Genomic DNA, 26452 nt, shown 5'->3' with positions numbered 1-26452 from the left:
TGCATTTATTGCCTACTGGACCCGAGCCGTGGATTTCATCGTCAATACACCCGCGCAACTGGGCGAAATCCTGTCGTCCGCGCGTCAGGCCAAGGGGCTGACGCAAGCCGAGGCAGCGGCGCGCATCGGCGTCGGCCAGTCGCGCCTGTCGTCGCTCGAGACCACGCGCACCGCCAGCCTGTCGCTCAGCCAATTGCTCGAACTGACCGCGCTGTACGGTCTTGAGCTCAGCGTCCGCACGAAGGACGGGCGCGACGTTGCCGACATCGACTGGTAAGCGATGGGGCGCAACTCGCACAGCCGCGCACTGTCGATCTGGGCCAACGGCCAGCGGGTCGGGACATGGCGGATTCCGGCGCGCGGCGACATGGAGTTGCGGTACGACACCGGCTGGAAGCAGTCCGCTGCGGGCCGCCCGTTGTCGCTGTCGCTGGCGTTCGGCGTCGGCGATGCGCCGTTGCGCGGCGAGCGCGTGAACCACTACTTCGACAATCTGCTGCCGGACAGCGACGCCATTCGTCGCCGGCTGGCGTCCCGGTTCGGTACGGCGACGATCGAGCCGTTCGATCTGCTCGCCGCGCTCGGCCGCGACTGCGTCGGCGCGGTGCAACTGCTCGGCGAGGACGAAGCACCGGCCGGCCATGATCGCATCGACGGTACGCCGTTGTCGGACGACGAGGTCGCGCGCGTGCTCGATCAGGCGAGCGGGGTGGCGGGGGGTGCGCAGGATGACGACGCCTTCCGCCTGTCGCTCGCCGGCGCGCAGGAAAAGACCGCGCTGCTGTTTCACGACGGGCGATGGATGCGCCCGCATGGCGCGACACCGACGACGCATATCCTCAAGCTGCCGCTCGGGCTGGTCGGCAACAAGCGTGCGGATCTCACCGCTTCCGTCGAAAACGAGTGGCTGTGTCTCGCGATCCTGCGCGCGTACGGCCTGCCGACGGCCGATGCCGAAATCGTGCGTTTCGGCGAGCACAAGGTGCTGTCGGTCGCGCGTTTCGATCGTGCGCTGCATCGCGAAGGCGGATGGTTGTTGCGCTTGCCGCAGGAGGATTTCTGCCAGGCGCTCGGTGTGCCGCCGCATCTGAAGTACGAATCGCAGGGCGGCCCCGGCGTGCCGGATCTGGCCGCCATCCTGCGCCGGTCGGAAACGGCGCAGGACGACCTCGACACGCTGTTTGCCGCGCTGATCGTGTTCTGGATGCTCGCCGCACCGGACGGGCATGCGAAGAACTTCAGCCTGCGCCTGCTGCCGGGCGGTCGGTTCCGGTTGACGCCGCTCTACGACGTGATGTCGATCTGGCCGGTCGAGGGTGATGGCGCGAACCAGTGGTCGTGGCACAAGGCGAAGCTTGCGATGGCCGTGCACGGCAAGCGCAAGCACTATGCGATGCGCGACATCACACGCCGTCACTTCAGTGCGATGGCCGAGCATTGTCTGCTCGGCGATATCGCGACGCCGATCATCGAACGGCTGGTCGCCGCGACGCCGCACGTGATCGAGTCGGTCGGCGCGACGCTGCCGGCCGGGTTTCCGGCGCGGATCGCCGAACGCATTCTGGGCGGATTGCGGTTCGCCGCCGAACGTCTCGCCGAAACACCGCGCGCCTGACGTCGGGGGGCGAACCGCCTACGCGTCGTCCACTGCCTACTGCTGCATGTCCGGCGCCTCGCGCAGCCGCCAGATCGCGTTGCACTGCTGGCCGCCGAGGCTCGTCGAGCGCAGCGTGATGACGGTGCCGGCCGAGATCCGATACCAGAAATGGGTCATCAGATCAGGGCCCTTGTGCTGCGCCTGCCCATCGATCAGCACCTCGCATCGCAGCGGCGACGGCGAGCCGGACGGGTGCGTGATGTACACGTTCAGCCGCGCGATGTCGCGGGTCGCGGTCAACACGATCTCGTGGTTCCCGCTGCCGACGAGCATCGTGCCGCCCGGTTCGTCGAGCGCCTGCAGGTACGCGCCCGCGCTGCCCTCGATCGCGGCGGAGTTGACGGTCAGCCCGGCCGAACGCACGTATTCGGTCGCGGCGATGCGGGCGGCGGCCGTGTCGGACGGTGCCGGCGTGCCGTTCGACAGCGCGAACGGCATGCCGTCGCGCAATGCGGCGTCGACATGGTTCGCGTAGTAGCGCCAGCGGTCGAAGAAACGGATGTCGCCGGTCATGTGCAGCGCGCGGATCGGTTCGCCCTGATAGCGCAACGTCGTGGCGCCGTTGCTCGGATCGAACGATTCGTGAATGCCGTTCTTGCTGATGAAGTTCTGGACCGGGTCGAGCAGCGCGGTTTCGCCGCGCGCGCCCCACAGGTGCAGGAACGTCGTGTCGATCCCGAAGCATTCCTGAAAGTCGGTGCCGATGCGAGCGACGCAGTCGCGCAGATGCGCCGCGAAGCGCGCCCACGCGGTGGCCGTGCCGGCGACGAGCCCGGCCTGCAGCGCTCCGCCGTGACGCGCCTTCACGTCGTCGACGACGAGACGCCAGTGCGCGTCGCGTCGCTCGCCGATCAGCGGCGTGACGATGAACGTGCAGAACAGCGGGTCGGGGCACGCGTACAGGCGGTCGTCGGCGATCCGGGAGAACAGGTCGAACGAGGACGCGCAGAACCAGATGTCCGCGTCGTACAGCGCGAGTTTCGTGATGTGCGGATTGCGCGCGCAATAGTCGGCGGCCTCGATGAAGCGGCCGACCGGCAGCGCATGCGCGCTCGACGCTTCGACCACGTCGACCGACTGGCTTTCCAGGATGCGCCGCTTGTGTTCGGACAGTCCGTAGCCGATGACGGCCACCTGCCCGTCGTAGCCTGTCTGCCGCAGCGACAGCAGGAACGGCACGAGCATCTCGTACCACGCGCGGTTGTTGTCGTTGATCGCCACGCAGACCGCGTGTCCGTTCGCATGCATGGTGCCTCCCGTTGCGCGTGCGCGGCTCAATAGCCGACGTGACGCTCGCACACGACCGCGCCGCAGCCGCGGCTGTCGTGATATGTGATGTGAAACTGCTTGTTGTCCCACAGCCATTGGAAGACGGCCTGGTAGACGCCCGACGTGTTCATGTCGTGCAGCACGATCTTCTTGCGCGCGAGCGGGCCGAACCGGTTCAGTTCGGCGAGCGTCTGCTCGTACGTGTGCGTGGTGTCGATGAACAGCAGGTCGCACGCGAGCGGGTCCATTGCGAGGTCATCGGCAATCCTGAATTCGAAGTCGATCGCCAGTTCCTGCGCCGCGTGCTTCAGCTCGTCCTGGATGTGGAAATACTGATCGGTGATGTCGACCGACACGAGCCGCTTCGGCTGCGCGAGCATGAAGGCCGTCGTGGTCAGTCCGGTGAACACGCCCAGCTCGAGGATGCTGTCGCATCCGGCGGCCGTGCGGGTATAGAAGTCGAAGCGCGACGGGCTGTCGCCGAGCCAGCCGATCGGTTCGATCTTGTACTGGAGGAATTCCAGCCGCAGTTCTTGTAATGAGCGCATTGTGTAGTCCCCGAGCGAAGCGTATTGGATGACGGATGCACCCGCACGCCGGCGTCGTCGGTCGCGCGGGCAGCCGGGCTTATTTCGCCAGCGTCCGGTACGACACGAGGTCGTTGATCGGGCCGATCTCCGGCCCGGTCGTGCCGGGGCGCGTCGCGACCTGCACGACCTTCTCGAACATGATGATGAACGGCGAGTTCGCGAGCACGGCCTTCTGCAGCGCCTCGTAACGCTGCGCGCGCTTCGCGGGCGACGGCTCGACCAGCGCGGCCTCGGTGTCCTTCGTCAGCTGCGGGATGTCCCAGCTGTTGCGCCACGCGATCATCTTCGTCTTCGACTGGTCGGAATTGTCCGGATTCCAGGCGAAGCCGCGCGCATTGCTGTTCGGGTCCATGTAGTCGGGCGACCATTCGCCGATGAAGATGTCGTGCTGGCGCGCACGGTACTTGCCGATCGCCTGCTTCGCATCGCCCGGGATCAGCTTCACGCGGATGCCGCCTTGCGCGAAGTTGGCCTGCAGCGCCTGCGCGATCTCGAGGTACGGATAATCGTTCGGCATGTCCATCGTCACGTCGAAGCCGTTCGCCAGGCCGGCCTTCGCGAGCAGCGCCTTCGCCTTCGCGACGTTCAGCTTGTACGGGTTCGCATTCAGCGTGCCGAGGAAGCCTTCGGGCAGGAAGGTCTCGTGGACCTTGTAGGTCGTGCTGACGATGTTGCGCTGGATGCCGTCGTAGTCGACCAGCCACTTCATCGCCTGCTGGACCTCGGGCTTCGCGAGATTCGGGTTCTTCGTGTTCAGGCTCAGGTACAGCAGCGCGGACACCGGCCACGACGCGACCTTGATCTTGCCGGCCTTGGTGAGCGCGGCGAGGCTGTCGGGGCTCAGGTTGCGCGCGGCGTCGACGTCGCCGTTTTCCAGCAGCAGCCGCTGCGCGGATGCCTCGGGCACGTGGCGCAGCACGACGCGTTTCATCGGGTACGGCGCGCGGTACTTGTCGAAACGCTGCAACACGATGCTTTCGTTCGGCGTCCACTTGGCGAGCTGGTACGGGCCCGAGCCCGCGTCGTTGGTCTTCAGCCAGCCGCTGCCGAAATCGTTGCCCTGCTGGTGCGACATCAGCAGCTTCTTGTCGAGCACCGACGCCGGGCACGCGCTCAGCACGTTGAGCACGAAGCTCGGCGCGTACTTGCGGTCGGTTTCGAGCACGAAGGTCTGCGGGTCGACCGCGCGCACCTTCTGCATCACGTTCGTTTTCGTGAGGCCGAGATCGGCGAGCACGCCGGCCGGACCCTTGTCGAGCAATACGGTGCGCTGCAGCGACCATGCGACGTCGTCGGCGGTGACCGGGTTGCCGGAGTGGAACGCGAGGCCGGGGCGCAGCTTGAACGTATAGGTGAGCCCGTCGGCGCCGACCGTCCAGGATTGCGCGATCTGTCCGTCGAAGCGCGTCGGGTCCTTCAGGTCGACCCGCACGAGCCGTTCGTAGGTGTTCGCGACGTACTCGGACGGCACGAGCTCGTAGATCTCGCTCGGATCGAGGGTCGTGAATTCGCCGAGCTGGGTGGCGACGACGAAAATGCCGGGCGGTGTCGCGGCCTGCGCCGGCAGCGCCGGAACAAGCGCGACGAGCGCGGCGCTGACGAACAGCCGGGACAGCAGGTGCTTCATGCGGGCTCCGTGGAAAGGGAATCGTGGTGCGATTCTCTCATCGACGGCCGCCCGGATGAAAAAATTCGACGGGCGCGCCTGACGGCGCCCGGGGGAAGCGGCTTGCGTGCCGGGCGCGGTGCCCGGCAGCGGCGGCGGTCAGATCACGCAGCGCGCGATCGCGAAGCGCATCGCTTCCTCGGCCGGCTCGCTGCCCGAGCCGCGCACGACCTTGACGACCGAACCGTTGCCCGACGGCGTGAGCGTGACGAAGTACGAGCGCGAGCCGACGGTGATGTCGGTCACGCCGTTGTGCTGCGATTGCTCGGTGCCGGACAGGCGGCTGTCGAGGCAGTTGGCGATCGCGTGGGCCGGACGCGCCGACGACACGTAGATCATCGGCGCCGGGCCGGACGCGGCCGAATCGGACGAAGGTGCGGAACCGCAGGCGGCGAGCAGGGCGGCGGGAAGGAGCAGCAGGAATCGTTTCATGATCGGAATCGTCGTGTGTCTCGTGTCGAGGCTGGGGCGCGGGGTACGCGAAACGCGAAGCTTCGCGACGAAACCGCCGCAATCGTGCCGTTTTTGACGGTCGATACGGGCGGCGGCTGACGTCGGAGTATACCCGCGGCACTTGACACGAACGGCCGGCTGAAACGATTCGATACAACAACAAGCGCCCGCTGTCGCGCGGCGGCAGCGGGCGTTTCAAGCGATGGCGAATCGACGTTTGCCGGCGTTATTGGCCGATCTTGTGGCTGACCGCATTTTCCTGCTGGTTCAGCACGTGCTTTTCGCTCTGCGTAATGTGGCCGCGATCCTGCGCGGCCATGTCCCGCTCTTCCCGGCGGATCCTGCGGTCGTCACGGTGCAGGCGCGCGGCCCGGGCGTGCGACATCTCGCCTTCCTTCACTTCGTGACGGATCCGGCGATTCTGGTTGGCGAGACGCTGGTTGACCTCCTCGCGGCGCGGATGCGCCTGCTGCCACGGCGTTTCGGCGAACGCGGTGCCGGTCAGCACCGACATCAGGGTGGCGGCGATCGCGAGACGGCGGGTAAGGGCTCGCATGACGTTTTCTCCTGTCGTTGCGCGTCACGAAACGTGCGCGCTTGTCGAAAAAACGCTGTGTGGGCCCCGGCTGTTGACGTTTCCGGCTGTATCGCTTGCAAGTGTTTATTACAGCGCGTCGGCCGTATCGGCTCGTCAGGTGAGCCGATACGCCGGGCCGGGCGTCACCTCCGCCGGCAGCGGCTCGCGGTTCAGTTCGAGCAGCGTGCGCTCGATCGTGCGCGTCATCGCATCGAGCGCGAGGTGGTTCGGCCCGTCGCCGAACGGCTCCGCGATCGCATGCGCGATCGCGTCGAGCGCGATCAGCGTATAGGCGACGAACACGGTGACGAACGGCGTCGCCGCGCCGATCGAATCGACGAGACCGAACGGCAGCAGCACGCAGTACGCGTAGATGGTCCGGTGCAGCAGCACGTCGTACGAGAACGGGATCGGTGTCGACGCGATGCGCTCGCAGCCGCTCACCATCGACACCAGATCGTCGAGGCGCGCGTCGAGCATCCACAGCCGCGTGTCGGCGAGATGGCCCGCATCGGCGCGCGCGGCGAAGGCTTCGCGCAGTTCATGAACGATCGCGATCGGCGCAAATCGGGCGGCGACGATGCGCGCATAGGTCGCGTCGTCGAGCAGCGTGCGCAGGTCCGGCGCAGGAGCGGTGCCGCGCAGTTGATGCTTCAGCGCATAGACGAACGCGACGACCTTGCGCACGAACGCCTGCCGTGAGGCATCGTCGCCGTCGACCGCGCCGTAGCAGAGCGATTGCGACACCAGCGTGCGCGTGGCGGTCAGCACGCCACCCCACAGCTGCCGGCCCTCGCGATAGCGTTCGTAGCTCGCGTTGTTGCGAAACCCCGCGAAGATCGCGAGCGTGAGACCGATCAGCGTGAACGGCGTCGGGTTCAGCGGCACCTTCTCGCCGAGCACGCGGCCGCCGCCCCACACCGCGACGAGGCTGATCGCGAGCGTCAGCACCAACTGCGGCAGGATGGTCGGCAGCACCGACCCGTTCCAGACGAGCAGCATCCGCAGCCAGTGCTCGCGCGGCCGGACGATCATCGCGGCGCTCCGTCAGGCGGCAGCCGACGCCGGCGCGGCCGCGCGATGCAGCAGCACCGGCACCGACTTCGACGTCGGCGTGTTGCACACGTCGCCGACGCTGTCGAGCGGCACCAGCGGGTTCGTTTCCGGGTAATACGCGCCGATGCAGCCGCGCGGGATGTCGTATTCGACGAGCAGGAAGCCGTCCGCGCGCCGCTCGATGCCGTCGTGCCACACGGTTTCCATGTCGACCCGGTCGCCGGCCTTCAGGCCGAGCATCGCGAGGTCGTCGCGGTTGGCGAACACCACGCGGCGCTGGCCGTACACGCCGCGATAGCGGTCGTCGAGCCCGTAGACGGTCGTGTTGTACTGGTCGTGCGAGCGCGTCGTCATCAGCGTCATCAGGCGCTCGCCGTGCAGTGCGCGGGCGCGCTGGATCGGCGTGTCGGTCGGCAGCGCATGCGCGATGAAGTTCGCCTTGCCCGTCGGCGTCAGCCATTCGCGATCGCGCGACGCGACGCGCAGGTGGAAGCCGCCCGGCCGCGCGATACGCGTGTTGTAGTCGTAGAAGCCGTCGAGCGTCGCCTCGATCGCGTCGCGGATCTTCGCGTAGTCGTCCTTGTACGCGAGCCAGTCGATCTTGCCGCTGCCGAACAGCGCGTGGCCCATGTGCGCGACGATCGCCGGTTCCGACATCAGGTTCGCGGACGCCGGCTTGTTCATCCCGTACGACACGTGGACCATGCTCATCGAATCCTCGACCGTCACGCCCTGCGCGACGTTGTCCTGCAGGTCGATCTCGGTGCGGCCGAGCGTCGGCAGGATCAGCGCGTCGCGGCCGTGGATCAGGTGGCTGCGGTTCAGCTTCGTCGTGATGTGCACGGAGAGATCGCAGCGGCGCATGCCTGCCCACGTGCGCGGCGTGTCGGGCGTCGCCATCGCGAAATTGCCGCCGAGGCCGATCAGCACCTTCACGTGGCCTTCGAGCATCCCTTCGATGGTTTCGACGACGTCGTAGCCGTGGTGACGCGGCGGTTCGAAGTCGAACACGTGGCCGAGCCGGTCGAGGAACGCCTGCGACGGCTTTTCCTCGATCCCGACCGTGCGGTTGCCCTGCACGTTCGAGTGGCCGCGCACCGGGCACAGGCCCGCGCCGGGGCGGCCGATGTTGCCGCGCATCAGCATCAGGTTCGTCAGCATCTGCACGGTCGCGACCGAATGCTTGTGCTGCGTGATGCCCATGCCCCACGTCGCGATCACGCGCTCGCTGCGCGCGTAGCGCTGCGCAAGGCCGTCGATCTGCTCGTACGGCACGCCGCTTTCGGCCGTCAGCGCGGACCAGCTTTCATTGCGCAGATCGTCGGCGAACGCGTCGAAGCCGGCCGTGTGCTCGTCGATGAACGCGGTGTCGAGCACGCGCGGCGCGCCGGCGGCGCGCGCGGCATCGTCGAGCTCCAGCACGCGCTTCGCCATCCCCTTGATCAGCGCGAAATCGCCGCCGATCGTCGGCTGGATGAAGGTCGACGCGATCTTCGTGCCCGACATCGTCAGCATCTCGAGCGGGCTTTGCGGATCGGCGAAACGCTCGAGCCCGCGTTCCTTCAGCGGGTTGATCGACACGATCGTCGCGCCGCGCTTCGCGCATTCGCGCAGCTCGCCCATCATCCGCGGATGGTTGGTCGCCGGGTTCTGGCCGAAGATCAGCAGCATGTCCGCATGTTCGAAATCGTCCAGCGTGACGGTGCCCTTGCCGACGCCGACCGACGCCGGCAGCCCGCGGCTCGTCGCCTCGTGGCACATGTTCGAGCAGTCGGGGAAGTTGTTCGTGCCGTACAGCCGCACCAGCAACTGGTACAGGAACGCCGCCTCGTTGCTCGCGCGGCCGGACGTGTAGAACGCGGCCTGGTTCGGGTCCGGCAGCGCGCGCAGGTGGCGCGCGATCAGCTCGAACGCGTCGTCCCACGCGATCGGCACGTAGCGGTCGGTCTGCGCGTCGTACACCATCGGGTCGGTCAGGCGGCCGTGTTGTTCGAGCTCGAAATCCGACTGTTCGAGCAGCTCGGTGACCGTATGCGCGGCGAAGAATTCGGGCGTCACGCGCTTGCTCGTCGCTTCGGCGGCCACGGCCTTCACGCCGTTTTCGCAGAATTCGAACGTCGATGCGTGCTGGCGGTCCGGCCACGCGCAACCCGGGCAGTCGAAGCCGTCGGGCTGGTTCTGGCGCAGCAGCGTGCGGTAGTTGCCGCCGGTGACCTTTTCCTTGATCAGGTTGATCGTGACGGCTTTCAGCGCGCCCCAGCCGGCAGCCGGGTGAGTGTACGGTTCGATGCGCGCGGCGGCGGATTTCTTTTTCATGATGCAGGGTGTCAGGGGCGATGCACGCAGAGTACGCGCGGCGCTCCGGCCGCTGTGTGTACACCTTTCGTCTTCAAAAAAGAGTACAGTTTCGGCCATCCGCGCAGTGCGGACCGCAACTGTGTTGTTGAAGGGAAGTTGAAAGGGAGGCGCGTGAAGCGTTATGAACAATTGGCCGACGATCTGCAGGCGCAGATCGAGCGCGGCGTGTACCGGCCCGGCGAGCGGATTCCGTCGGTGCGCCAGGCGAGCCGGCAGCAGCAGCTCAGCGTCACGACCGTGCTGCGCGCGTACCTCGTGCTGGAGAGCCGCGGCCTGATCGAGAGCCGGCCGCAGTCGGGCTACTTCGTGCGGGCGCGCGCCGCGGCGCCGGCCGAGGCAGAGCTGCACATGTCGGCGCCGGCCGCCGAGCCGTCGGCGGTGGACGTGAGCCGGCTCGTGCTGTCGACGCTGCGCACGATCTCGCGCGACGACGCGGTGCCGCTCGGCTCGCCGTATCCCGACGCGTCGCAGTTCCCGGTGCAGCGTCTCGCACGCTACGCGCAGGCAATCGGGCGGCGCCGCACGCGCTGGGGCGTGATCGACGACCTGCCGCCCGGCAACCCGGAGCTGATCCGCCAGATCGCGCGGCGCTACGCGGAGCGCGGAATTCCCGTCGAGCCGGGCGAGATCGTGATGACGATCGGCGCGACCGAGGCGATCAACCTGTGCCTGCAGGCGGTCGCGAAACCGGGCGACACGATCGCGGTGGAGTCGCCGACGTTCTACGCGATGCTGCACGCGATCGAGCGGATGGGCATGCGCGCGCTCGAGGTGGCGACCCATCCGGGCGACGGCATCGATCTCGACGCGCTCGAACGGATCCTCGCGCGCGAGCGCATCGCCGCGTGCATGGTGATGCCGAATTTCCAGAATCCGCTCGGCTTCCAGATGCCCGATGCACGCAAGCGCGCGCTCGTCGAGCTGCTCGCGAAGCACGGCGTGCCCGCGATCGAGAGCGACGTCTATCACGAGCTGCATTTCGGCGACACGACGCCGAGCGCGCTGAAGTCGTACGACCGCGACGGGCTCGTGCTGCATTGCGCATCGTTCACGAAGAGCCTGTCGCCGCGCTACCGGATCGGCTGGGCGATGCCCGGCCGCTACCGCGACCAGGTCGAGAAGCTGAAATTCCTGAACACGCTCGCGACGCCCGCGATCGAGCAGCTCGCGATCGCCGAATACCTGAAGCACGACGGCTACGATTTTCACCTGCGGCGGATGCGCAAGCAGTATGCGCAGCAGGCGAGCCTGATGAGCGCGATGGTGCGGCGCTTCTTCCCGGCAGGCACGCGGCTGTCGCAGCCGCAGGGCGGGTACGTGCTGTGGGTCGAGCTGCCGCGGCAGGTCGATGCGATGAAGCTGTATGCGCTCGCGCTCGCGCAAGGGATCACGATCGGGCCCGGCCACATGTTCTCGGCAACCGCCGATTATCGGCACTTCATCCGGCTCAACTACAGCTATCCGTGGTCGCGGCAGATCGAGGAGGCGCTGAAGGTGGTGGGGCGGCTCGCATCCGAGTGCGCGGGGCGGTGAGCGGCGCGATACCGCGTTGCCGGCGGCGACCCGTCGGCGGCCGCGCAGGCAAGCGTCACCGCGCGGACGGCGCGGGCAGTCCGGCTTGCGCCGTGTCGACCATCCGGCGCATGTCGAAGCCCGACGGATGCTGGTACACACGCAGCCCGAACTCCGGCAGCACCGCGATCAGGTGATCGAACAGGTCGGACTGGATCGCCTCGTAATCGACCCAGGTCGTCGTGTCGGTGAAGCAGTACAGTTCGAGCGGAATGCCTTCGGCCGTCAGCGGCAGCTGGCGCGCCATGCACGTCATGTCGCGGCGAATGTGCGGATGGCCCTTCAGGTAGTTCGCGACGTACGCGCGGAAGGTGCCGAGATTCGTCAGCTGGCGGCGGTTCGCCGGGCATTCGCCGGCCGCGCCGAGCGTGCCGTTCCATTGCGCGATCGCGTCGACCTTGTCTGCCAGGTAGTCCTTCAGCAGCGTCAGGCGTTCGAGCCGTTCGATCTCGTCGTTGCCGAGAAAGCGCACGCTCGTCGCGTCGATGAACAGCGCGCGCTTGATGCGGCGCCCGCCGGCCTCGGTCATCCCGCGCCAGTTCTGGTAGCTCTCGGTGATCAGCTTCCAGGTCGGCACCGTGATGATCGTGTGATCGAAGTTCGCGACCTTGACCGTGTTCAGCGTGATGTCGATGACGGTGCCGTCCGCGCCGGCCGACGGCATCGTGATCCAGTCGCCGATCCGCAGCATGTCGTTCGACGACAGCTGCACGCCGGCGACGAGGCCGAGCAGCGTGTCCTTGAAGATCAGCATCAGCACCGCCGACATCGCGCCGATGCCCGACAGCAGCAGGCCGATCTGCTTGCCGGTCGCGTCGCCGATCACGACGAGCGCGGCCGTGATGAACATCACGAGCTTGACGAGCTGCATCGCGCCTTTCAGCGACAGGCGCGGCTGGTCGCGCCGGCTCGTGCGATGCGAGTGTTCGAGCGCGGACAGCGTTGCGCTGATCGTCATCGACACCAGGAACACGATCAGCGCGAACAGCACCTTGTCGGCAGCCTGCGCGGCCACGGCGGGAATGCCGGGCACCGCGCCGAGCCCGAGCTTGATCACGACGAACGGCACGATGCGGTTCAGCCACTTGAATGCGCCGAACTCGAACAGCGCGTCGTCGATGCGGGTGGCCGACAGCCGAGCGAGGCGCGCGACCACGCGAAACAGCAGGAAATGGACGGCGGCGGCGATCGCGCCGGCGGCGGCGAGCAGGATGAGGATGCCGACGAGCGGCGCAAACCAGGATTCGTTCAGGGTCATAAGGGTGGACAGGGGCCTTCTCGTGCGTTGAATCTGTACCGCGACGCGGCGCGCGCCCGGTGAAGGGAACATGAAAGGGACCGTGATTGTGCCATCGGGTTCCGGCCGGATGTCGCGAATGCGTGACGCAGGGCTCCTCAACATTCTCGCCGTTGCGCGGATTTTCCTCGAGTCCTTGAGTCCTTGAGTCAGTGTGTTCACGTAGCGCAACATACTGTGCACTTGCCACGCATCGCCCGCTCGGGGCACGATGCGCGAACGGCTTCGCGAACTCCGCTTCCACGTCGTTCCGGTCAACCACGCATTTCACGCATGCAAGATTCCAACGAAAGCCAGCCGTCACGCGTGCGGCTGCTGAAGGGCATTCTGCCGATTCGGCGCGCGTCGGCCATCCGCGACGTGTTCGCGGGCATCTCGCTCGCGTCGATGGATATCCCGCAGGTGCTCGGCTATGCGCGCATCGCCGGCATGCCGGCCGTGACGGGCCTCTATACCGTGTTCCTGCCGCTGATCGCGTTCGCGTGCTGCGGCGCGTCGCGCCATCTGGTGGTCGCCGCCGACTCCGCGACCGCGACCATTTTCGCGAGCCGCCTGTCGTCGATGGCGCCGGCGGGCAGCGCCGAGTACGTCGCGCTGGCCGGCATGGTCGCGCTGCTGACCGCCGCGATGCTGCTGCTCGCGCGCATCTTCAAGCTCGGCTTTCTCGCCGATTTCCTGTCGCGCACGGTGCTGGTCGGCTTCCTGGCCGGCGTCGGCGTGCAAGTGTCGATCGCGATGCTCGGCGACATGCTCGGCTTGTCCGTGCCGTATCCGGCATCGCGCAGCGTCGCCCAGCTCGACTACGTCGTCACGCATGCGATCCACGCGCATCGGCCGACGCTCGCGCTCGCGGCTCTCGTCGTCGTCGCGATTCTCGCGTGCAAGCGCTTTGTGCCGCGCGTGCCGATGCCGATGATCGCGGTGGCGGGCAGCATCGCCGCGAGCGACTGGTTCGGCTTCGCCGCGCAAGGCATCGCCGTGCTCGGGCCCGTCGCGGGCGGCTTGCCGCCGCTGCGCTGGCCGTCCGTCACGTGGCAGCAGTTCCTCGATCTCGTGCCGGTCGCCGCGTCGTGCTTCGTGATGATCATTGCGCAGAGCGCGGCGGCGGCCCGCGTGTTCGCGCAGCAGTACGGTGAGGACGTCGACACCAACGCCGACATCCTCGGGCTCGCGGCCGCGAACGCGGCGGCGGCGGTGGGCGGCGCGTTCGTCGTCAACGGCAGCCCGACGCAGACCGCGATGGCCGACGGCGCGGGCGTGCGCAGCCAGATCGGGCATCTGGCGTTCGCCGCGGTCGTCGCGGCGGTGCTGCTGTTCCTGAGTGCGTATCTGCAGTACCTGCCGCATGCGGTGCTGGCCGGCATCGTGTTCACGATCGCGCTCGGGCTGATCAACGTGCGCAGCCTCGCGGCGATCCGCAGGGAAAGCCCTGGCGAATTCACGCTCGCGCTCGTCACCGCCGCGGCCGTCGTGACGGTCGGCGTCGAGCACGGGATCCTGCTGGCCGTCGCGCTGTCGCTGATGCGGCACGTGCGCCACAGCTATCAGCCGCACACGATGGTGCTCGAAGCCGCCGACGGCAACGGGCGGTGGCTGCCGGTGCCGGCCCGGCCGGGCGCGATGACGGCGCCGGGGCTGATCGTCTACCGGTTCGGCTCCGACCTGTTCTTCGCGAACGACCATCGGTTCGCCGCCGAAGTGACCGAACTCGTCGACGCGTCGCCGGTACCGCTGCGCTGGTTCATCGTCGACGCGGGCGCGATCACCGATCTCGATTACTCGGCCGCGCGGACGATCACCGATCTCGTCAAGGCGCTGCACGCGCGCCGGATCGGTGTGCTGTTCGGGCGCGTGAACCGCTACCTGCACGCCGATATGGAGCGCCACCGGATCACGGAGATCGTCGGCGCGTCGTGCATTTTCCCGACACTGCACCAGGCGCTGGAAGCGGCGGGTGTGACGCCGGCGCAGCAGGAGCCGGGGGTCACGTAGCGGAAATTGGAAGGCGGAAATTGGAAAGCGGAAAGCGGAAAGCGGAAAGCTGGGGGAACGCGGGAGGCGGGAGGCGGAACGCGGGAAGTGGAGCGCGGGAAGCTTCACCGCTAAGCGGCTGCGCGCATGCGCGCGAAGCCGTTGCGCAAATGGCGGGCCAGTTCCGCCGCGGCCGGCGCGTGCTGGCCGCGCGGCAGATGCAGGTTGATCGCGAAGTTCGGCAGGGCGGGCAGGCCGCTGTCGGCCGGCAGGATGTCGAGATCGGCCGGCACGGTGGACGCGAGCCAGACGGTCACCGCGAGATCGGAGCGCACGGTCGCGGCCGTCGCGTCGATGCTGCCGTTCTCGAACACGGTGCGCCACGCGCGATCGCAGGCCCGTAGCGCGTCGAGCACGGTCGGGCGGAACGCGCAGGTCTGGTCGACCATCGACACGGGCAGCGGCGTCTGCAGATGGGCGCTGCCGCCTTTCGCGCCGACCCAGACCAGACGGTCGACGGCGATGCATTCGCCGCGCGACGGCCCGACCGGCGCCTCGATCAGCGCGACATCGATCTCGCCTTGCCTGAGCGCCTTGCGCAGTGCGGGCGACGCCGCGCACACGAGCGACAGCGCGACTTGCGGATGCGCGTGCGCATAGCCTTTCAGGATCGGCGCGAGACAGCTGCCGACGAGATCCTGCGGCGCGCCGATGCGCACGGCGCCTTCCATCGCACCGGCCGTCAGCTCGGTCAGCAGCGCGTCGTGCGCGGCGAGCAGCCGGCGCGCCTGCGCGAGCAGACGCTCGCCGTCCGCCGTGAGCAGCAGGTTGCGATGCTCGCGCACGAACAGCGGGCCGGACAGCGTTTCGAGCCGCGCGACCTGCTGGCTGACCGCGCCTTGCGTCAGGTGCAGCGCGCGGCTCGCCGCCGTCATGCTGCCGTGATCGGCGACCGTGACGAAGGCGCGAAGCAGGGCGATGTCGAGGTTGCGTGTCATGGTTCGCATTATGAATGCTAATGACTGGTATAAAAAGCTTTCGCTGTCGTAATGCACGGAGCGCGGGTAAAACGGAGCTTCGACGACCCGAACCGGGAGCCCGTGTGCCGCTTCAAGACTATTTGCCGCTGCTGTTGTTCGTGATCGTGTCCACGGTGACACCGGGTGGCGCGACGACCCTCGCAACCGCATCGGGCGCGCATTTCGGCTATCGGCGCTCGCTGCCGATGATGACGGGCATCGCGGCCGGCCTGGCATCGATGGCCGCCGCCGCCGCGGCCGGGCTCGGCAGCGTGTTGCTGGCCCTGCCCGCGCTGCAGCTCGGGATGAAGGTGCTCGGCTCGCTGTATCTGCTGTGGCTGGCCACGCGCATCGCGCGCGGCGGCAAGCCCGGTGTCGACGCGGCCGTGCAGCGGCCGCAAGGATTCGTCAGCGGCGTATGGATGCTGTGGCACAACCCGAAGGGCTGGGCGATGACGCTCGGCGCGGCCGCGTCGTTCGCCGCGCTCGCGTCCGGCCCCGTGCGGCTCGGCGCGTTGCTCGGGCTGGCGTTCGGCGTGGCGGCGATGGCGTCGCTGTCGCTCTGGTGTTGTGCCGGGCTGCTGTTCGCGCGCGTGCTGCGCACGGAGCGGCAGTGGCGTTGCGTGAATGCGGGCTTGGGGATCCTGCTCGCGGCGTCGATCGTGCCGATGTGGCTGTAGCAGCGGCGCTGCGCGCACGGCGCAGCCGCGACACTCAGCGAGAACCGTCCCGCGCGGCCCTGACGGGCCGTCCGCCCGCGCCGCTCGACCATCGCGGCAGCCGCAGTGTCGTCGCGAAGCTCGCCGCATGCAGTGCGCAAAGCAGGCCGAACGTCCACGCGTAGGCGACCCCGTGCGTGCCGCCCGTCGACGCGGATTCGGCCTGCAGCCGCCACGCGAGAAACAGCGTGCACATCGTCGTGAACGTCGGGCCGCCGAGGCGCTGGACGATATTGAGCGACGTCGTCGCCATCGGCAGGTTGTGCCGCTCGACCGACGCATACGCGGCGGAAATCGACGGTGCGCCGATCGCGCTCTGGCCCATCCCGCGCAGAAACAGCGCGGGCACCAGCACGGCGGGATCGTAGCCGGCCAGCGCGAGATACCCGAACGGCAGCGTCGCGGCGAGCGCGAGCAGCGCGCCGGCGGCGGCCAGCCGGCGCACGCCGAACCGGCTGGTCAGCGCGCCCATCGACGGATAGGTGACGAGCATGCCGAGCCCGAGCGGCGCCAGCAGCCAGCCCATCTCGCCGGGCGAGCGGCCGCACGCCTCGATCAGGAACACCGGAATCAGCATCTGGCCCGCGTAGATCGCGCCGTTCGACAGAAACTGCGTGGCCGCCGCCGCGCCGAACACGCGCGAGCGAAACAGCGCGAGGTCGATCAGCGCCCGCTCGCCTTTGCGCAGCTGGACGCGCAGGAACGCGACGAGCAGCAGCACCGAACCCGCGATCGCGGCGATGCCGGGCACCGCGTCGATGCGCTCCGCGCCATACAGGAACAGCACGAGCGCCGGCGACAGCAGCGCGAGGCCGACCCAGTCGAGTTCGCGCTGCTGCGTTTCCTCGCGGTCGCCGGGCAGGAACCACACGGCCAGTGCCAGCGCCAGCGCGCCGACCGGCAGGTTCACGAGAAACAGCCAGCGCCACGACGCGTACTGCAGGATCGTACCGGCGACGACCGGCCCCAGGATCGGTGCGATCAGCACGGGTACCGCCGCATAGCCGATCACGCGCGCCATCTGCTGGCCGGCCACGCGCGCGATCATCATCTGCGCCATCGGCGCGAGCAGCCCGCCGCTGACGCCTTGCAGCACGCGGAACGCGATCAGCGACGGCGCGGACCACGCGAGCCCGCACAGCGCCGACGTCAGCGTGAACGCTGAGAAACACCACAGGTACAGCGCCTTCGCGCCGATGCGATCGACCAGCCAGCCGTTCAGCGGCAACACCAGCGTGAGCGCGAGCAGGTATCCGCTCGTCACCCACTGGATCGTCGACAGGCTCGCGTGCAGGTCGGACGCGAGGCTCGACAGCGAGACGTTGACGATCGTCGCGTCGAGTTGCGACAGCAGCGAGCCGAGCGTCGCGACCGCGCTGACTTTCCAGATCGACGGACCGAGTCGTTCGGCCGCACGGCCCGGCGCCGGCCGCGCGCGTTGGTCGCTCACGCGCCGCGGCGGTCGAGCAGCGCGACGATCTCGTGCGTCGGGCCCGTCTCGCCGAGCCGCGGGAACAGCCGTTCGACGCTGTTCGTGTGCGCGTCCGCGTTGAGGTCGGTCATCGCGTCGACCGCGAGCGTCACGTTGTAGCCGAGTTCGTGCGCCTGGCGGGCCGTCGATTCGACGCCGATGCTGGTCGCGATGCCGGCCAGCACGATCTGCGTGACGCCGGCCGCCTTCAGGTGCGCGTCGAGATCGGTGCCGGTGAACGCGCCCCAGGTTTTCTTCGTCACGACGTGGTCGCCAGGCTGGCGGTTCAGTTCGGGCAGGAGGTCGGCCCAGTCGGCCGGGAACGGATCCTTGCGCGGTGGCAGTTGCGTGCGGCCCGGTGCGCCGCCGGCGACGTTGACGAGCACGACCGGCAGGCCGCGGCTGCGGAAGGCATCGAGCAGTTCGCGGGTGCGCTCGATTACCGGTGCGACCGGGTGGGCGGTGGGCAGCGCGACGATGCCCTTTTGCAGATCGATGACGACGAGTGCCGTATGCGTGTCGAGACGGGTTGTGCTCATGATGCGGATGCTCCGTGCATAGGGATAAGGGGCACGTGCCGCACGGCACGCACGCGGGGTCACTGCTCGCCGATGCGCCGGATCAGCGGAATCGCGGCGGCGAGTGTGCGGAGGTCTTCGGCATCGAGCTTCTCGATCGCGGCGCCGAGCCACTTGTGCTTCGCGGTGTCGCGCTTGCGCCGTGCCGCCAGGCCGGCCGCGGTCAGCAGGAACAGGATCTGGCGGCCGTCGGTCGGATGCGGCTCGCGTTCGACGAGCCCGTCTTCCTCGAGACTCGCGAGAATCGCCTTCATTGACTGCGGCTTCATCGCCTCGGCGCGCGCGAGATCGGCGGTCGTCATGGGGCCCTGTCGTTCGAGCCGCGCGAGCGCACTCGTCTGCGACATGCCGAGCCCTTCGGACTCGATCTCGGCGCGCAGCCGTCGAATCAGCTGGCCGACCGCGAGGGTCAAGTCGGCGGCGACGGCGTCGCCGGAAATGCGGGGTGTGCGTGGCGGAGTCATGCGGCGGATCATAGAACACGACAGTTAAACTTGCAAGTTTAGCTGTCTAGTTTGACGGGCGTTCGCGATGCACGGCGCATGACGTACGACGCACCGCGCACCGACGCACGATGCGTCGGCGAGGCCGGGAGAGGAACAGCGGGCGGCGGCTCGGCAACCGCCGATTGTCGGACTGTGGGCAGTGTGCGGCCGGACGCTATGCGCGGCGCGGCAACGGAACCGGCACGACGTCGTTGTACTTCGGCGACGCATTTTCGTGCAGCAGGTCGCCGAGATATTGCGCGAGTTCGTCCGCGGCGAGCGCGGACGGAACGTGCAGGTTGGCCGGCCGCCGTTTGCCTTCGGTGCCGAGATCGAACACGGTCCAGCGGCCGTTCGTCCGCACGACGGCGAGCAGGCGTCCGAACGCGTTGAAACGGTATTCGTCCTGCATGGCATCGCTCCTTCGTGGATGAATGTGCCGGCCGCGCGCGCCGCGTTTACTGGATCGAGCAGGTCAGCCAGCGATGGATCTTCAGCGCATCGCTCGACACGCCGGCGCGGGTCGGCGCGCCGAGCAGCACGACCGTTTCGCGGCGGCCCTTCACGCGCATGCGCATCACGACGCCGTGCCCCGATTCGTTGATGAAGCCGGTTTTCTGCAGCCGGATCGGCAGGCGGCCGTCACGCACGAGCGGATCGGAGTTCACGTACAGCAGCTCGCCGTCGCCGGCCTGCACGGTGGTCGACGTGTCCGTCGAGAAATAGCGGATCAGCGGATCCTGCGCGGCCGCGCCGACGAGCCGCGCGAGATCCTCGGCGGTCGACACGTTGTGCGGCGACAGGCCGGTCGGTTCGCGGAAATGCGTATCGCGCATCCCGAGCCGGCGCGCCTCGCGGTTCATCGCCTTCACGAACGCGGCACGGCCGCCCGGATAGTCGCGGCTCAGCGCGGCGGCCGCGCGATTTTCCGACGACATCAGCGCGATATGGAACATCTGGCGGCGCGACAGTTCGGCGCCGATCGGCAGCCGCGAACCGGTGAACTTGATCGTGTCGCGATCGCGAGAGGTGACGCGCAGCACGCCGTTCATCGGCCGGTCCGCGTCGCGTGCGACGACGGCGGTCATCAGCTTCGAGATCGACGCGATCGGTCGCACCGTGCGTGCGTTGCGGGCGAGCAGCGGCGTGCCCGAGTCGACGTCGAGCACGTAGGCCGCGCGCGAATGTAGCGAGCTCACCGCGCGCGGGCTGTAGCCGCAGCTCGCGAGCAGGCGCGGCTGCGCGGCGGGGCGCGGGCGAACCGCGTTCGTGCGTTTCGCGCGCCGGTGCTGCGGTGCGGGCGCCGCGTGACGCTTGACTGCATGATGCGTCACGCGCGGGCGGCGGTGCTTGACGGCCTTGTGCTTGCGGTGGGCGGGTTGTTTCTTGACGACTTTCGCATGCGCATGGGGCGTCGCCGTGCGATGCGGCTGCGCACGCTGCGCCGACGCGTTCGTTGCGAACGCAAGTGTCAGGAACGAGAGGGCGATGAGCAGGGTGGTCCGGGCGCGAGGCAGGCGCGCGATGAGGCCGGTCAAGCGAGAGTCTCCTTTTCACGCGCGTTGCGGCGGCGCGAAATGCGTGGGCGGTCAGCGGGTGCGGGAAATTATAAGGTCGATTGTGTGGCGATGACGATGGATGTGCGCGCAATGGTGTGCGATCCGGGCGGAATGTCGAGGCTTTTGTGAGGCGCCGAACGCGTGCGGCGGGCGAAAGGCGCCCGCTGCGTCGAATCAGCGCGGCCAGTTCCGCCGCGACACGACCGCGAAGCTGATCGCGATCGAACCGGTGACGACACGCGGCGGCGTGTCGTCCAGCGCATCGCCGAAGCGGAAGCGGCGGCCGCGTCCGTCAGAGCGTGCGGTACGACGCTCGGGCATCGGCGTGTCGGGCTCGACACCGCCCGTGTCGGCGACGACCGTATCGCACGACATATCGGTCAGGTACTCGGCTAGATGATCAACAGGCATGACAGTGAATTCCGCGAAGGGCATGCCCGTATTGAACGTCACGCCGTTCAATCAGTAAAATGAATGTTTCGATCGCTATGATTCCTTTAAAGAATGGAATTGAAACTGCTCCGAACCTTCCTGACCGTCACGGAGCTCAGCCATTTCAGCCGCGCGGCCGATACGCTGCACATGAGCCAGCCGGCGCTTAGCAAGCAGATCGGCGCGCTCGAGGCGAGCCTCGGCGGCAAGCTGTTCGAACGCGGCAGGCATGGCGCGGAGCTGACGCCGTTCGGTGAACGCTTCCTGCCCGACGCACAGGCGCTCGTGCGCGATGCCGACGAAATCCTCGCGCGTGCACGGGAGGCGACCAGCGGGCAACGCGGCCATCTGCGGCTCGGCATCTGCCTGTCCGTGCTGACGCTCGTGCCGAAACTCGTCGCGGAATTCCGGCGCCGCAATCCGGGTGTCGCGGTCACGCTGAGCGATCTGTCGTCGTCCGAGCAAACCCGTCGGCTGCGTGCCGGCAAGCTCGACGCCGGGTTCCTGCGTTTGCCGTCGGATGAAGGCTTGTCGTCGTTCAAGGTGATCGACGAAGGGCTCGCGCTCGCGGTGCCGCCGCACCTCGGCTTCAAGCGCGTGCCGGCCGATCTCGACGTGCTCAACGAGATCGGCTTCATCGCGCTGCAGCGCGCACGCGGCCCCGGGCTCGCCGCGCAGATCGACCGGTGGTGCGTCGGGCGGCGCTTCGTGCCGCAGGTCACCCAGCAGGCGGAGGACGTGCAATCGGTGCTCACGTCGGTCGCGGCCGGGGGCGGCGTCGCGTTCATTCCGTCGCACGCGCAGTACCTGCTGCGCGACGCGACCGTGTTGCCGCTCGCCGGCAGGGATGCGAAATGGCGCGTCGGGCTCGCGTGGCTGTCCGGCCGCGACGATCCCGTGACCACGCGTTTCGTGTCGTTCATGCGCGCCGCGATCAAGGGCGCATGACCGGGCGTATAGTGTCCGCGATCGCCTTCTGCCCGAATGCCGGCCCGGCGCCGGCTCACGAACCCGAACCGATGACTTCAGAACCCGACGACTCCCCGCTCGATCCCGCACTCGTTGCGACGCTCGCGACGCTGCATGAAGCCGCGACCGATCCGTCCGGCAAAACGTGGTCGCTGCCGAAGATCGCGAAGCGCACGCAATTGCCGATGAGCACGCTGCGCCGCGTGCTGACGCAGCTCGACGCCGCCGGCCTGAGCGCGACGACGCTGAACGACGACGGCACCGGCAGCGCCGCCTTGACCGAAGAGGGTCGTGCCGTGTGCGCGCAACTGTTCGGTGCGAGCGACCGCGGATGAAAAAACGGGTCGCCCGAAGGCGACCCGTCATATTGCGGTTCGACATGCGGCATCACCACCGCGCCGTCACCCCACCCATGACGGAATGACGGTAGGTCTGGTCGTTCAGCCCATGCCGGTAGCCGACGTCGAGATCGAGCCAGGGCTTCGGCGAGTAGATCGCGCCCGCGATCACGAACGCCGGATTCGCGCCGGCCGTGCTCTCGGTGTTGCGCGACAGGCCGATGTCGGCCACGAGCTGCACCTTGTCGGTCGCCTTGTAGAGCGCCGCGGCCGACACGGCCCAGACCGAGCGCAGGTCGCCCTGGCGGTTCGGCTGGTACGCGAGGCCCGCATTCGCGAGCAGCGAGAAGCGCGCGACGTCGGCTTGCGCGAGCAGCGTGGCGCCGGTGCCGACGCGGCCGGTGCCGAGCCCGCGATCGTCGTTGCCGGTCGGCATCGTCACCTGCGGTTTCAGCGCAAGCGACAGCGGCCCGCGTTCGACGAAGCGCCACTTCATGCCGATCTCGACATCGCCGATGCCTGCACCGTGGTCGTCGGTGCGCGTTTGCAGATGCGTGTAAGGCGCGTTCACATAGAGATCGACGTGCTCGCCGAACCCGCGCGTGAGCGTCGCGTTCCACAATTGATGGCGGCCGTTTTCGTCCTGTTTCGAGGTTTGCTCGCCGTTGAACTCGAACTGCCAGTTCGCGTTGCCCTGCGTACCCGTGTCGTCGCTGACGAGCGGATGGGCCGCGTACGCGTACAACGGCGCGAGGAGGGTGCTCGCGGCCGCGAGCGAAAGCATTCTTTTCATGAAGTCACCGTTGTTGCGTCGTGGGCGGCCGGCCCGCGCGGGCCGGCACGCCGTCGTTTCGGAGGCGATCAGAACCACTGCTTGTAGCGACGCACATAGATCGTCTTGACGATCTGCGCGAGCAGGATGTAGCCGACCATCGTCGCCGCGAGCCACAGCCAGTAGGTGCCCGGCAGGTGCATGAAGCCGAGCGAATCCGCGAACGGCGAGAACGGCAGCCAGCAGCCGATCGCGATCGCGGTGAACGTCGACAGCAGCACCGGCAGCGCGGCCGTGCTCTGCAGGAACGGGATCTTCTGCGTGCGCAGCAGGTGCACGACGAGCGTCTGCGACACGAGGCTCTCGATGAACCAGCCCGAGTTCATCACGATCTGGCCGCCCGAACCGCCGTGCAGGTGATACATCGCGCCCGCGCCGAACACGGTCCACATCAGCACGTAGGTCGTGATGTCGAACACCGACGACGTCGGCCCGACCCACAGCATGAAGCGGCCGATGTTGCCGGCTTCCCACTTGCGCGGCTTCTTCAGGAACTCGGGATCCATCTTGTCCCACGGCAGCAGCATCTGCGACGTGTCGTAGATCAGGTTCAGCACGAGCAGCTGGGTCGCGAGCATCGGCTCCCACGGCAGGAACGCGCTGGCGACGAGCACCGAGAACACGTTGCCGAAGTTCGAGCTGGCGGTCATGTTCAGGTACTTCAGGATGTTGCCGAACGTCTCGCGGCCCTTGATCACGCCTTCCTCGAGCACCATCAGGCTCTTTTCGAGCAGGATGATGTCGGCCGTTTCCTTCGCGATGTCGGCGCCGCTGTCGACCGAGATGCCGACGTCGGCGTCGCGCAGCGCCGGTGCGTCGTTGATGCCGTCGCCGAGGAAGCCGACCGTGTGGCCGTTCGCCTGCAGCGCCTTCACGATGCGCGCCTTCTGCAGCGGCGTGAGCTTCGCGAACACCGTCGTGCGTTCGACGACCTCGGCGAGCGTCGCGTCGTCGAGCGCCTCGATTTCGGCGCCGAGCATCGGCTTGCCCGGTTCGAGGCCGACCTGGCGGCAGACCTTCATCGTGACGGTCGGGTTGTCGCCCGTCAGCACCTTCACCGACACGCCGTTCTCGCGCAGCGCGGCGAGCGCCGGCGCGGCCGATTCCTTCGGCGGATCGAGGAAGGTCAGGAAGCCGCGCACGACGAGATCGCGCTCGTCGGCGGTGCGGTATTGTTCGCGTTCGTCGCCGCGCGGGATCGTGCGCGTCGCGAGCACCAGCACGCGGAAGCCGTCCTCGTTGTACGCGTTCGCCTGTTCGAGCAGCCGCTTGCGTGCGACGAAGTCGAGCGGGCGCACGCCGTCTTCGTCCTGCACGTGGGTCGACACCGCGAGCATTTCCTCGACCGCGCCCTTGCAGATCAGCTGGTGCGTGCCGTGCGTGTCCTCGACCACGACCGACAGGCGGCGCCGCACGAAGTCGAACGGCAGCTCGTCGATCTTCTTGTAGCCGTGCGGCTTCACGCGCTCGCCGATCTCGTCGGCGCGCGCGACCACCGCGATGTCGATCAGGTTCTTCTGGCCGCTCTGATGAAAGCTGTTCAGCCAGCCGAGCCGCAGGATGTCCTCGTTCTTGTGGCCGGACAGGTCGAGATGATGCTCGAGGATGATCTTGTCCTGCGTGAGCGTGCCGGTCTTGTCGGTGCACAGCACGTCCATCGCGCCGAAGTTCTGCACCGAGTTCAGCCGCTTCACGACGACCTTGCGACGCGCCATCGCGATCGCGCCGCGCGCGAGGTTCGCGCTCACGATCATCGGCAGCATCTCGGGCGTGAGGCCGACGGCCACCGCGAGCGCGAACGTGAGCGCGCTCAGCCAGTCACCCTTGGTCAGGCCGTTGATCATGAACACGATCGGCACCATCACGAACATGAACCTGATCAGCAGCCAGCTCACGCTCGCGACGCCGCGGTCGAAGCTCGTTTCGATGCGCTTGTGGCTCACGACGTTGCGTGCGAGCGAACCGAAGTAGGTGTCTTCGCCGGTCGCGACGACCACGGCCGTCGCGGTGCCGCTCACCACGTTGGTGCCCATGAAGCACACGTTCTCGAGATCGAGCAGCGACTTCGACGCATCGTTCGTGGCGGCGGACGAGCCCGTCGCGCCTGCGCCGGCCGACTTGCCGGCGACCGCGCCGAGCGTGTCGTATTTCTCGACCGGCAGCGCTTCGCCGGTCAGCACGGCCTGGCTGATGAACAGGTCGCGCGACGCGAGCAGGCGCACGTCGGCGGGGATCATGTCGCCGGCCGACAGGTGCACGATGTCGCCGACCACCACTTCACGCATCGGCACCTCGCGGCGCGCGGGCTCGGACACGTCGGTCACCGCGCGCTGCACGGTCGCCGTCGTGCGGACCATCGCCTTGAGCTTTTCGGCCGCGCGCAGCGACCGGAATTCCTGCACGAAGCGCAGCAGCGCGCTGATCGTGACCATCGTCAGCAGGATCGTCATCCCGACGAAGTCGCGATCGCCGGGCGCCGCGAAGTAGACGTCGGTGCAGAAGCTGATCGTGGCCAGCACCAGCAGCACGTAGACGAACGGATTGTGGAACGCGTGCAGCAGCTGGCGCGTCCAGTGCGGCGGCTTGTCGTGCGCGATCTCGTTCGGACCGTTGTGCTGCAGGCGATCGGCGGCCTGGTCGTAGGTGAGGCCGCGCGTGCTGGTGCGCAGCGACTTGAAGGTTTCTTCGAGCGGGCGGGCCGCTTCCTGCGCGGCGCGCATGTTGCGCGGTTCGTTCTGCTGACCGGGGCCGGCGTTGATGAAGCCGCGCTGCTTTTTTTTCGATGTTTGCGAAGTGTTGTGTCGTGTCATGAGTCGCTCCTTGCGCACGAGGCGGCGGGCGGGGAGCGACCGTGACGTCAGCGACGCACGAGCGCTCCCCGCCGCGTCGCGTCAGGCGCGATCGGCTGTGGATCGGTGAAGGGGGGAACGCTCGCCGGCGCGCGGAGTGCGGCCGAAGGATCGATGCGCGGCGTCGCACCGGCGAGCGGTAATCGACTACTGTCGTCCGAGTTCATCTGCACTCCTTTCGGTTGCGAGTAGGCGGCACGGGCGATCGGAAGCCGCGCACGCACGAGGGCGCGCGGCCGGACGGCACGCGAACGGAACACGCACGCAGCTTGCGCTGCGCGCAGCACGAACGTACGCCCGCTGCAACGCAGGGTTGCGCAGCGCGGACATTCGGCGATATCGAAAAAATTCGGCGGGGGATTCTGGCCGGTCAGGCCGGAAGGACGCCGCATCCTGCTTCCCGGGATGCGGCAGAAGACGAGGCTCTGCGCGGTTTCCTCAGGCAGCAGTCAAGTTGGTCGAGGACCAACTACAACTCGCATCGGTGTTCACAGAACACTCCATGTAATTCAGACGGGGGCGATGGTAAAGGCTCGTTGTGCGAAGCGTCAACCCTTTTGTCGGAAGATGCTTGCGAAATGTTATTGGCGCGATGCCGGACAGTCGGGCCGCCGGACGGCAGAAAACGCACGAGTCGCGGGGGGGGGGGGGGGGGGCGCGCCCCCCCCGCGGGGGGGGGGGGGGGGGGGGGGGGGGGCGCCCGGGCCCCCCCCCCCCCCCCCCCCCCCGGGGGGG

General features: G+C 68.0%; 24 protein-coding genes. 7 read left to right on the top strand and 17 right to left on the bottom strand.

What is annotated here, in order from left to right; translation table 11 throughout:
* The first annotated feature begins 28 nt into the window (after positions 1–28).
* Positions 29–277, top strand: a complete 249-nt coding sequence (locus tag U5A56_RS24760) for a helix-turn-helix transcriptional regulator (protein WP_321818942.1) — start codon at positions 29–31, stop codon at positions 275–277.
* Positions 278–280: 3 nt separating this feature from the next.
* Entirely contained in the window at positions 281–1615 is a 1335-nt protein-coding gene (locus U5A56_RS24755; RefSeq protein ID WP_321924992.1) for a type II toxin-antitoxin system HipA family toxin, read from the top strand.
* 36 nt (positions 1616–1651) lie between these two features.
* On the opposite strand, the gene U5A56_RS24750 is transcribed toward U5A56_RS24755, so the two are convergent.
* The 7 genes from U5A56_RS24750 to U5A56_RS24720 all read right to left on the bottom strand — a co-directional run bounded on the left by U5A56_RS24750 (position 1652) and on the right by U5A56_RS24720 (position 9584).
* Complete coding sequence (locus U5A56_RS24750; RefSeq protein WP_321924990.1) at positions 1652–2905, bottom strand: hypothetical protein; 1254 nt, start codon at positions 2903–2905, stop codon at positions 1652–1654.
* A 26-nt stretch (positions 2906–2931) separates the two neighbouring features.
* Positions 2932–3474 carry a class I SAM-dependent methyltransferase gene (locus tag U5A56_RS24745; RefSeq protein WP_044843252.1) on the bottom strand — a complete coding sequence of 181 codons (543 nt, stop codon included), beginning with the start codon at positions 3472–3474 and terminating at the stop codon, positions 2932–2934.
* Between the two features lie 79 nt (positions 3475–3553).
* Positions 3554–5143, bottom strand: a complete 1590-nt coding sequence (locus tag U5A56_RS24740; protein ID WP_321924988.1) for an ABC transporter substrate-binding protein — start codon at positions 5141–5143, stop codon at positions 3554–3556.
* A 138-nt stretch (positions 5144–5281) separates the two neighbouring features.
* Entirely contained in the window at positions 5282–5614 is a 333-nt protein-coding gene (locus U5A56_RS24735; RefSeq protein WP_059533926.1) for a hypothetical protein, read from the bottom strand.
* Positions 5615–5861: 247 nt separating this feature from the next.
* Positions 5862–6191 carry a hypothetical protein gene (locus tag U5A56_RS24730; protein ID WP_321924985.1) on the bottom strand — a complete coding sequence of 110 codons (330 nt, stop codon included), beginning with the start codon at positions 6189–6191 and terminating at the stop codon, positions 5862–5864.
* Between the two features lie 135 nt (positions 6192–6326).
* Complete coding sequence (locus U5A56_RS24725; protein WP_321924983.1) at positions 6327–7247, bottom strand: bestrophin family protein; 921 nt, start codon at positions 7245–7247, stop codon at positions 6327–6329.
* A 12-nt stretch (positions 7248–7259) separates the two neighbouring features.
* Positions 7260–9584 carry an FdhF/YdeP family oxidoreductase gene (locus U5A56_RS24720; protein WP_124921242.1) on the bottom strand — a complete coding sequence of 775 codons (2325 nt, stop codon included), beginning with the start codon at positions 9582–9584 and terminating at the stop codon, positions 7260–7262.
* A gap of 153 nt (positions 9585–9737) precedes the next feature.
* On the opposite strand from U5A56_RS24720, the gene U5A56_RS24715 reads away from it, so the two are divergent.
* Entirely contained in the window at positions 9738–11159 is a 1422-nt protein-coding gene (locus U5A56_RS24715; RefSeq protein ID WP_257770038.1) for a PLP-dependent aminotransferase family protein, read from the top strand.
* A 55-nt stretch (positions 11160–11214) separates the two neighbouring features.
* Here U5A56_RS24715 and U5A56_RS24710 read toward each other — a convergent pair whose 3' ends face one another.
* The gene (locus U5A56_RS24710; protein ID WP_044843259.1) at positions 11215–12456 is read right to left on the bottom strand and encodes a mechanosensitive ion channel family protein; all 1242 of its coding nucleotides are present in this window, start codon (positions 12454–12456) and stop codon (positions 11215–11217) included.
* Between the two features lie 312 nt (positions 12457–12768).
* Between U5A56_RS24710 and U5A56_RS24705 the strand changes: the two genes are divergently transcribed.
* Positions 12769–14487 carry a SulP family inorganic anion transporter gene (locus U5A56_RS24705; protein WP_321924980.1) on the top strand — a complete coding sequence of 573 codons (1719 nt, stop codon included), beginning with the start codon at positions 12769–12771 and terminating at the stop codon, positions 14485–14487.
* Between the two features lie 110 nt (positions 14488–14597).
* Here the strand turns inward: U5A56_RS24705 and U5A56_RS24700 are convergent, their stop codons facing one another.
* Complete coding sequence (locus U5A56_RS24700; protein WP_321924978.1) at positions 14598–15473, bottom strand: LysR substrate-binding domain-containing protein; 876 nt, start codon at positions 15471–15473, stop codon at positions 14598–14600.
* A 95-nt stretch (positions 15474–15568) separates the two neighbouring features.
* Here U5A56_RS24700 and U5A56_RS24695 point away from each other — a divergent pair, with 95 nt between their 5' ends.
* Positions 15569–16165: a LysE family translocator gene (locus U5A56_RS24695; RefSeq protein WP_124489625.1), complete on the top strand. Its 597-nt coding sequence runs from the start codon at positions 15569–15571 to the stop codon at positions 16163–16165.
* A 34-nt stretch (positions 16166–16199) separates the two neighbouring features.
* Here the strand turns inward: U5A56_RS24695 and U5A56_RS24690 are convergent, their stop codons facing one another.
* The 6 genes from U5A56_RS24690 to U5A56_RS24665 all read right to left on the bottom strand — a co-directional run bounded on the left by U5A56_RS24690 (position 16200) and on the right by U5A56_RS24665 (position 20708).
* Entirely contained in the window at positions 16200–17654 is a 1455-nt protein-coding gene (locus tag U5A56_RS24690) for a DHA2 family efflux MFS transporter permease subunit (RefSeq protein WP_321924976.1), read from the bottom strand.
* Complete coding sequence (locus tag U5A56_RS24685; protein WP_321924975.1) at positions 17651–18214, bottom strand: cysteine hydrolase family protein; 564 nt, start codon at positions 18212–18214, stop codon at positions 17651–17653. The genes U5A56_RS24690 and U5A56_RS24685 overlap by 4 nt, the downstream gene beginning before the upstream one ends.
* A gap of 59 nt (positions 18215–18273) precedes the next feature.
* Complete coding sequence (locus U5A56_RS24680) at positions 18274–18729, bottom strand: MarR family winged helix-turn-helix transcriptional regulator (protein ID WP_321924973.1); 456 nt, start codon at positions 18727–18729, stop codon at positions 18274–18276.
* Positions 18730–18913: 184 nt separating this feature from the next.
* On the bottom strand, positions 18914–19150 hold the full coding sequence (locus U5A56_RS24675; protein WP_321924971.1) for a hypothetical protein: 237 nt from the start codon (positions 19148–19150) through the stop codon (positions 18914–18916).
* Between the two features lie 46 nt (positions 19151–19196).
* Positions 19197–20276, bottom strand: a complete 1080-nt coding sequence (locus U5A56_RS24670; RefSeq protein WP_124646300.1) for a serine hydrolase — start codon at positions 20274–20276, stop codon at positions 19197–19199.
* 195 nt (positions 20277–20471) lie between these two features.
* A complete protein-coding gene (locus U5A56_RS24665) occupies positions 20472–20708 on the bottom strand; it encodes a hypothetical protein (RefSeq protein ID WP_321924968.1) in 237 nt (78 codons plus the stop codon).
* 93 nt (positions 20709–20801) lie between these two features.
* Between U5A56_RS24665 and U5A56_RS24660 the strand changes: the two genes are divergently transcribed.
* Together U5A56_RS24660 and U5A56_RS24655 are read left to right on the top strand one after the other, a co-directional pair.
* Entirely contained in the window at positions 20802–21677 is an 876-nt protein-coding gene (locus U5A56_RS24660) for a LysR family transcriptional regulator (RefSeq protein WP_321924966.1), read from the top strand.
* Positions 21678–21748: 71 nt separating this feature from the next.
* Complete coding sequence (locus U5A56_RS24655; RefSeq protein WP_257770090.1) at positions 21749–22033, top strand: transcriptional regulator; 285 nt, start codon at positions 21749–21751, stop codon at positions 22031–22033.
* Positions 22034–22085: 52 nt separating this feature from the next.
* Here U5A56_RS24655 and U5A56_RS24650 read toward each other — a convergent pair whose 3' ends face one another.
* Positions 22086–22829 (bottom strand): transporter, encoded by a 744-nt coding sequence (locus U5A56_RS24650; RefSeq protein WP_124570619.1) that lies wholly within the window; start codon positions 22827–22829, stop codon positions 22086–22088.
* A gap of 68 nt (positions 22830–22897) precedes the next feature.
* A complete protein-coding gene (mgtA, locus tag U5A56_RS24645; protein ID WP_321924962.1) occupies positions 22898–25678 on the bottom strand; it encodes a magnesium-translocating P-type ATPase in 2781 nt (926 codons plus the stop codon).
* Between the last annotated feature and the right edge of the window lie 774 nt (positions 25679–26452).

Source organism: Burkholderia sp. BCC1998 (genome assembly GCF_905339875.1).
Classification (GTDB): domain Bacteria; phylum Pseudomonadota; class Gammaproteobacteria; order Burkholderiales; family Burkholderiaceae; genus Burkholderia.
The sequence above is the reverse complement of the archived record's forward strand: the minus strand, read 5'-3'. Positions and strand labels throughout refer to the sequence as shown.

What these genes read in the sequence shown, in the direction of transcription:
- U5A56_RS24755 (WP_321924992.1), top strand. Translation starts at nt 281, where the DNA reads ATGGGGCGCAACTCGCACAGCCGCGCACTGTCGATCTGGGCCAACGGC.
- U5A56_RS24750 (WP_321924990.1), bottom strand. Translation starts at nt 2,905, where the DNA reads ATGCATGCGAACGGACACGCGGTCTGCGTGGCGATCAACGACAACAAC.
- U5A56_RS24745 (WP_044843252.1), bottom strand. Translation starts at nt 3,474, where the DNA reads ATGCGCTCATTACAAGAACTGCGGCTGGAATTCCTCCAGTACAAGATC.
- U5A56_RS24740 (WP_321924988.1), bottom strand. Translation starts at nt 5,143, where the DNA reads ATGAAGCACCTGCTGTCCCGGCTGTTCGTCAGCGCCGCGCTCGTCGCG.
- U5A56_RS24735 (WP_059533926.1), bottom strand. Translation starts at nt 5,614, where the DNA reads ATGAAACGATTCCTGCTGCTCCTTCCCGCCGCCCTGCTCGCCGCCTGC.
- U5A56_RS24730 (WP_321924985.1), bottom strand. Translation starts at nt 6,191, where the DNA reads ATGCGAGCCCTTACCCGCCGTCTCGCGATCGCCGCCACCCTGATGTCG.
- U5A56_RS24725 (WP_321924983.1), bottom strand. Translation starts at nt 7,247, where the DNA reads ATGATCGTCCGGCCGCGCGAGCACTGGCTGCGGATGCTGCTCGTCTGG.
- U5A56_RS24720 (WP_124921242.1), bottom strand. Translation starts at nt 9,584, where the DNA reads ATGAAAAAGAAATCCGCCGCCGCGCGCATCGAACCGTACACTCACCCG.
- U5A56_RS24710 (WP_044843259.1), bottom strand. Translation starts at nt 12,456, where the DNA reads ATGACCCTGAACGAATCCTGGTTTGCGCCGCTCGTCGGCATCCTCATC.
- U5A56_RS24705 (WP_321924980.1), top strand. Translation starts at nt 12,769, where the DNA reads ATGCAAGATTCCAACGAAAGCCAGCCGTCACGCGTGCGGCTGCTGAAG.
- U5A56_RS24700 (WP_321924978.1), bottom strand. Translation starts at nt 15,473, where the DNA reads ATGCGAACCATGACACGCAACCTCGACATCGCCCTGCTTCGCGCCTTC.
- U5A56_RS24685 (WP_321924975.1), bottom strand. Translation starts at nt 18,214, where the DNA reads ATGAGCACAACCCGTCTCGACACGCATACGGCACTCGTCGTCATCGAT.
- U5A56_RS24680 (WP_321924973.1), bottom strand. Translation starts at nt 18,729, where the DNA reads ATGATCCGCCGCATGACTCCGCCACGCACACCCCGCATTTCCGGCGAC.
- U5A56_RS24675 (WP_321924971.1), bottom strand. Translation starts at nt 19,150, where the DNA reads ATGCAGGACGAATACCGTTTCAACGCGTTCGGACGCCTGCTCGCCGTC.
- U5A56_RS24665 (WP_321924968.1), bottom strand. Translation starts at nt 20,708, where the DNA reads ATGCCTGTTGATCATCTAGCCGAGTACCTGACCGATATGTCGTGCGAT.
- U5A56_RS24660 (WP_321924966.1), top strand. Translation starts at nt 20,802, where the DNA reads ATGGAATTGAAACTGCTCCGAACCTTCCTGACCGTCACGGAGCTCAGC.
- U5A56_RS24655 (WP_257770090.1), top strand. Translation starts at nt 21,749, where the DNA reads ATGACTTCAGAACCCGACGACTCCCCGCTCGATCCCGCACTCGTTGCG.
- U5A56_RS24650 (WP_124570619.1), bottom strand. Translation starts at nt 22,829, where the DNA reads ATGAAAAGAATGCTTTCGCTCGCGGCCGCGAGCACCCTCCTCGCGCCG.
- mgtA (WP_321924962.1), bottom strand. Translation starts at nt 25,678, where the DNA reads ATGACACGACACAACACTTCGCAAACATCGAAAAAAAAGCAGCGCGGC.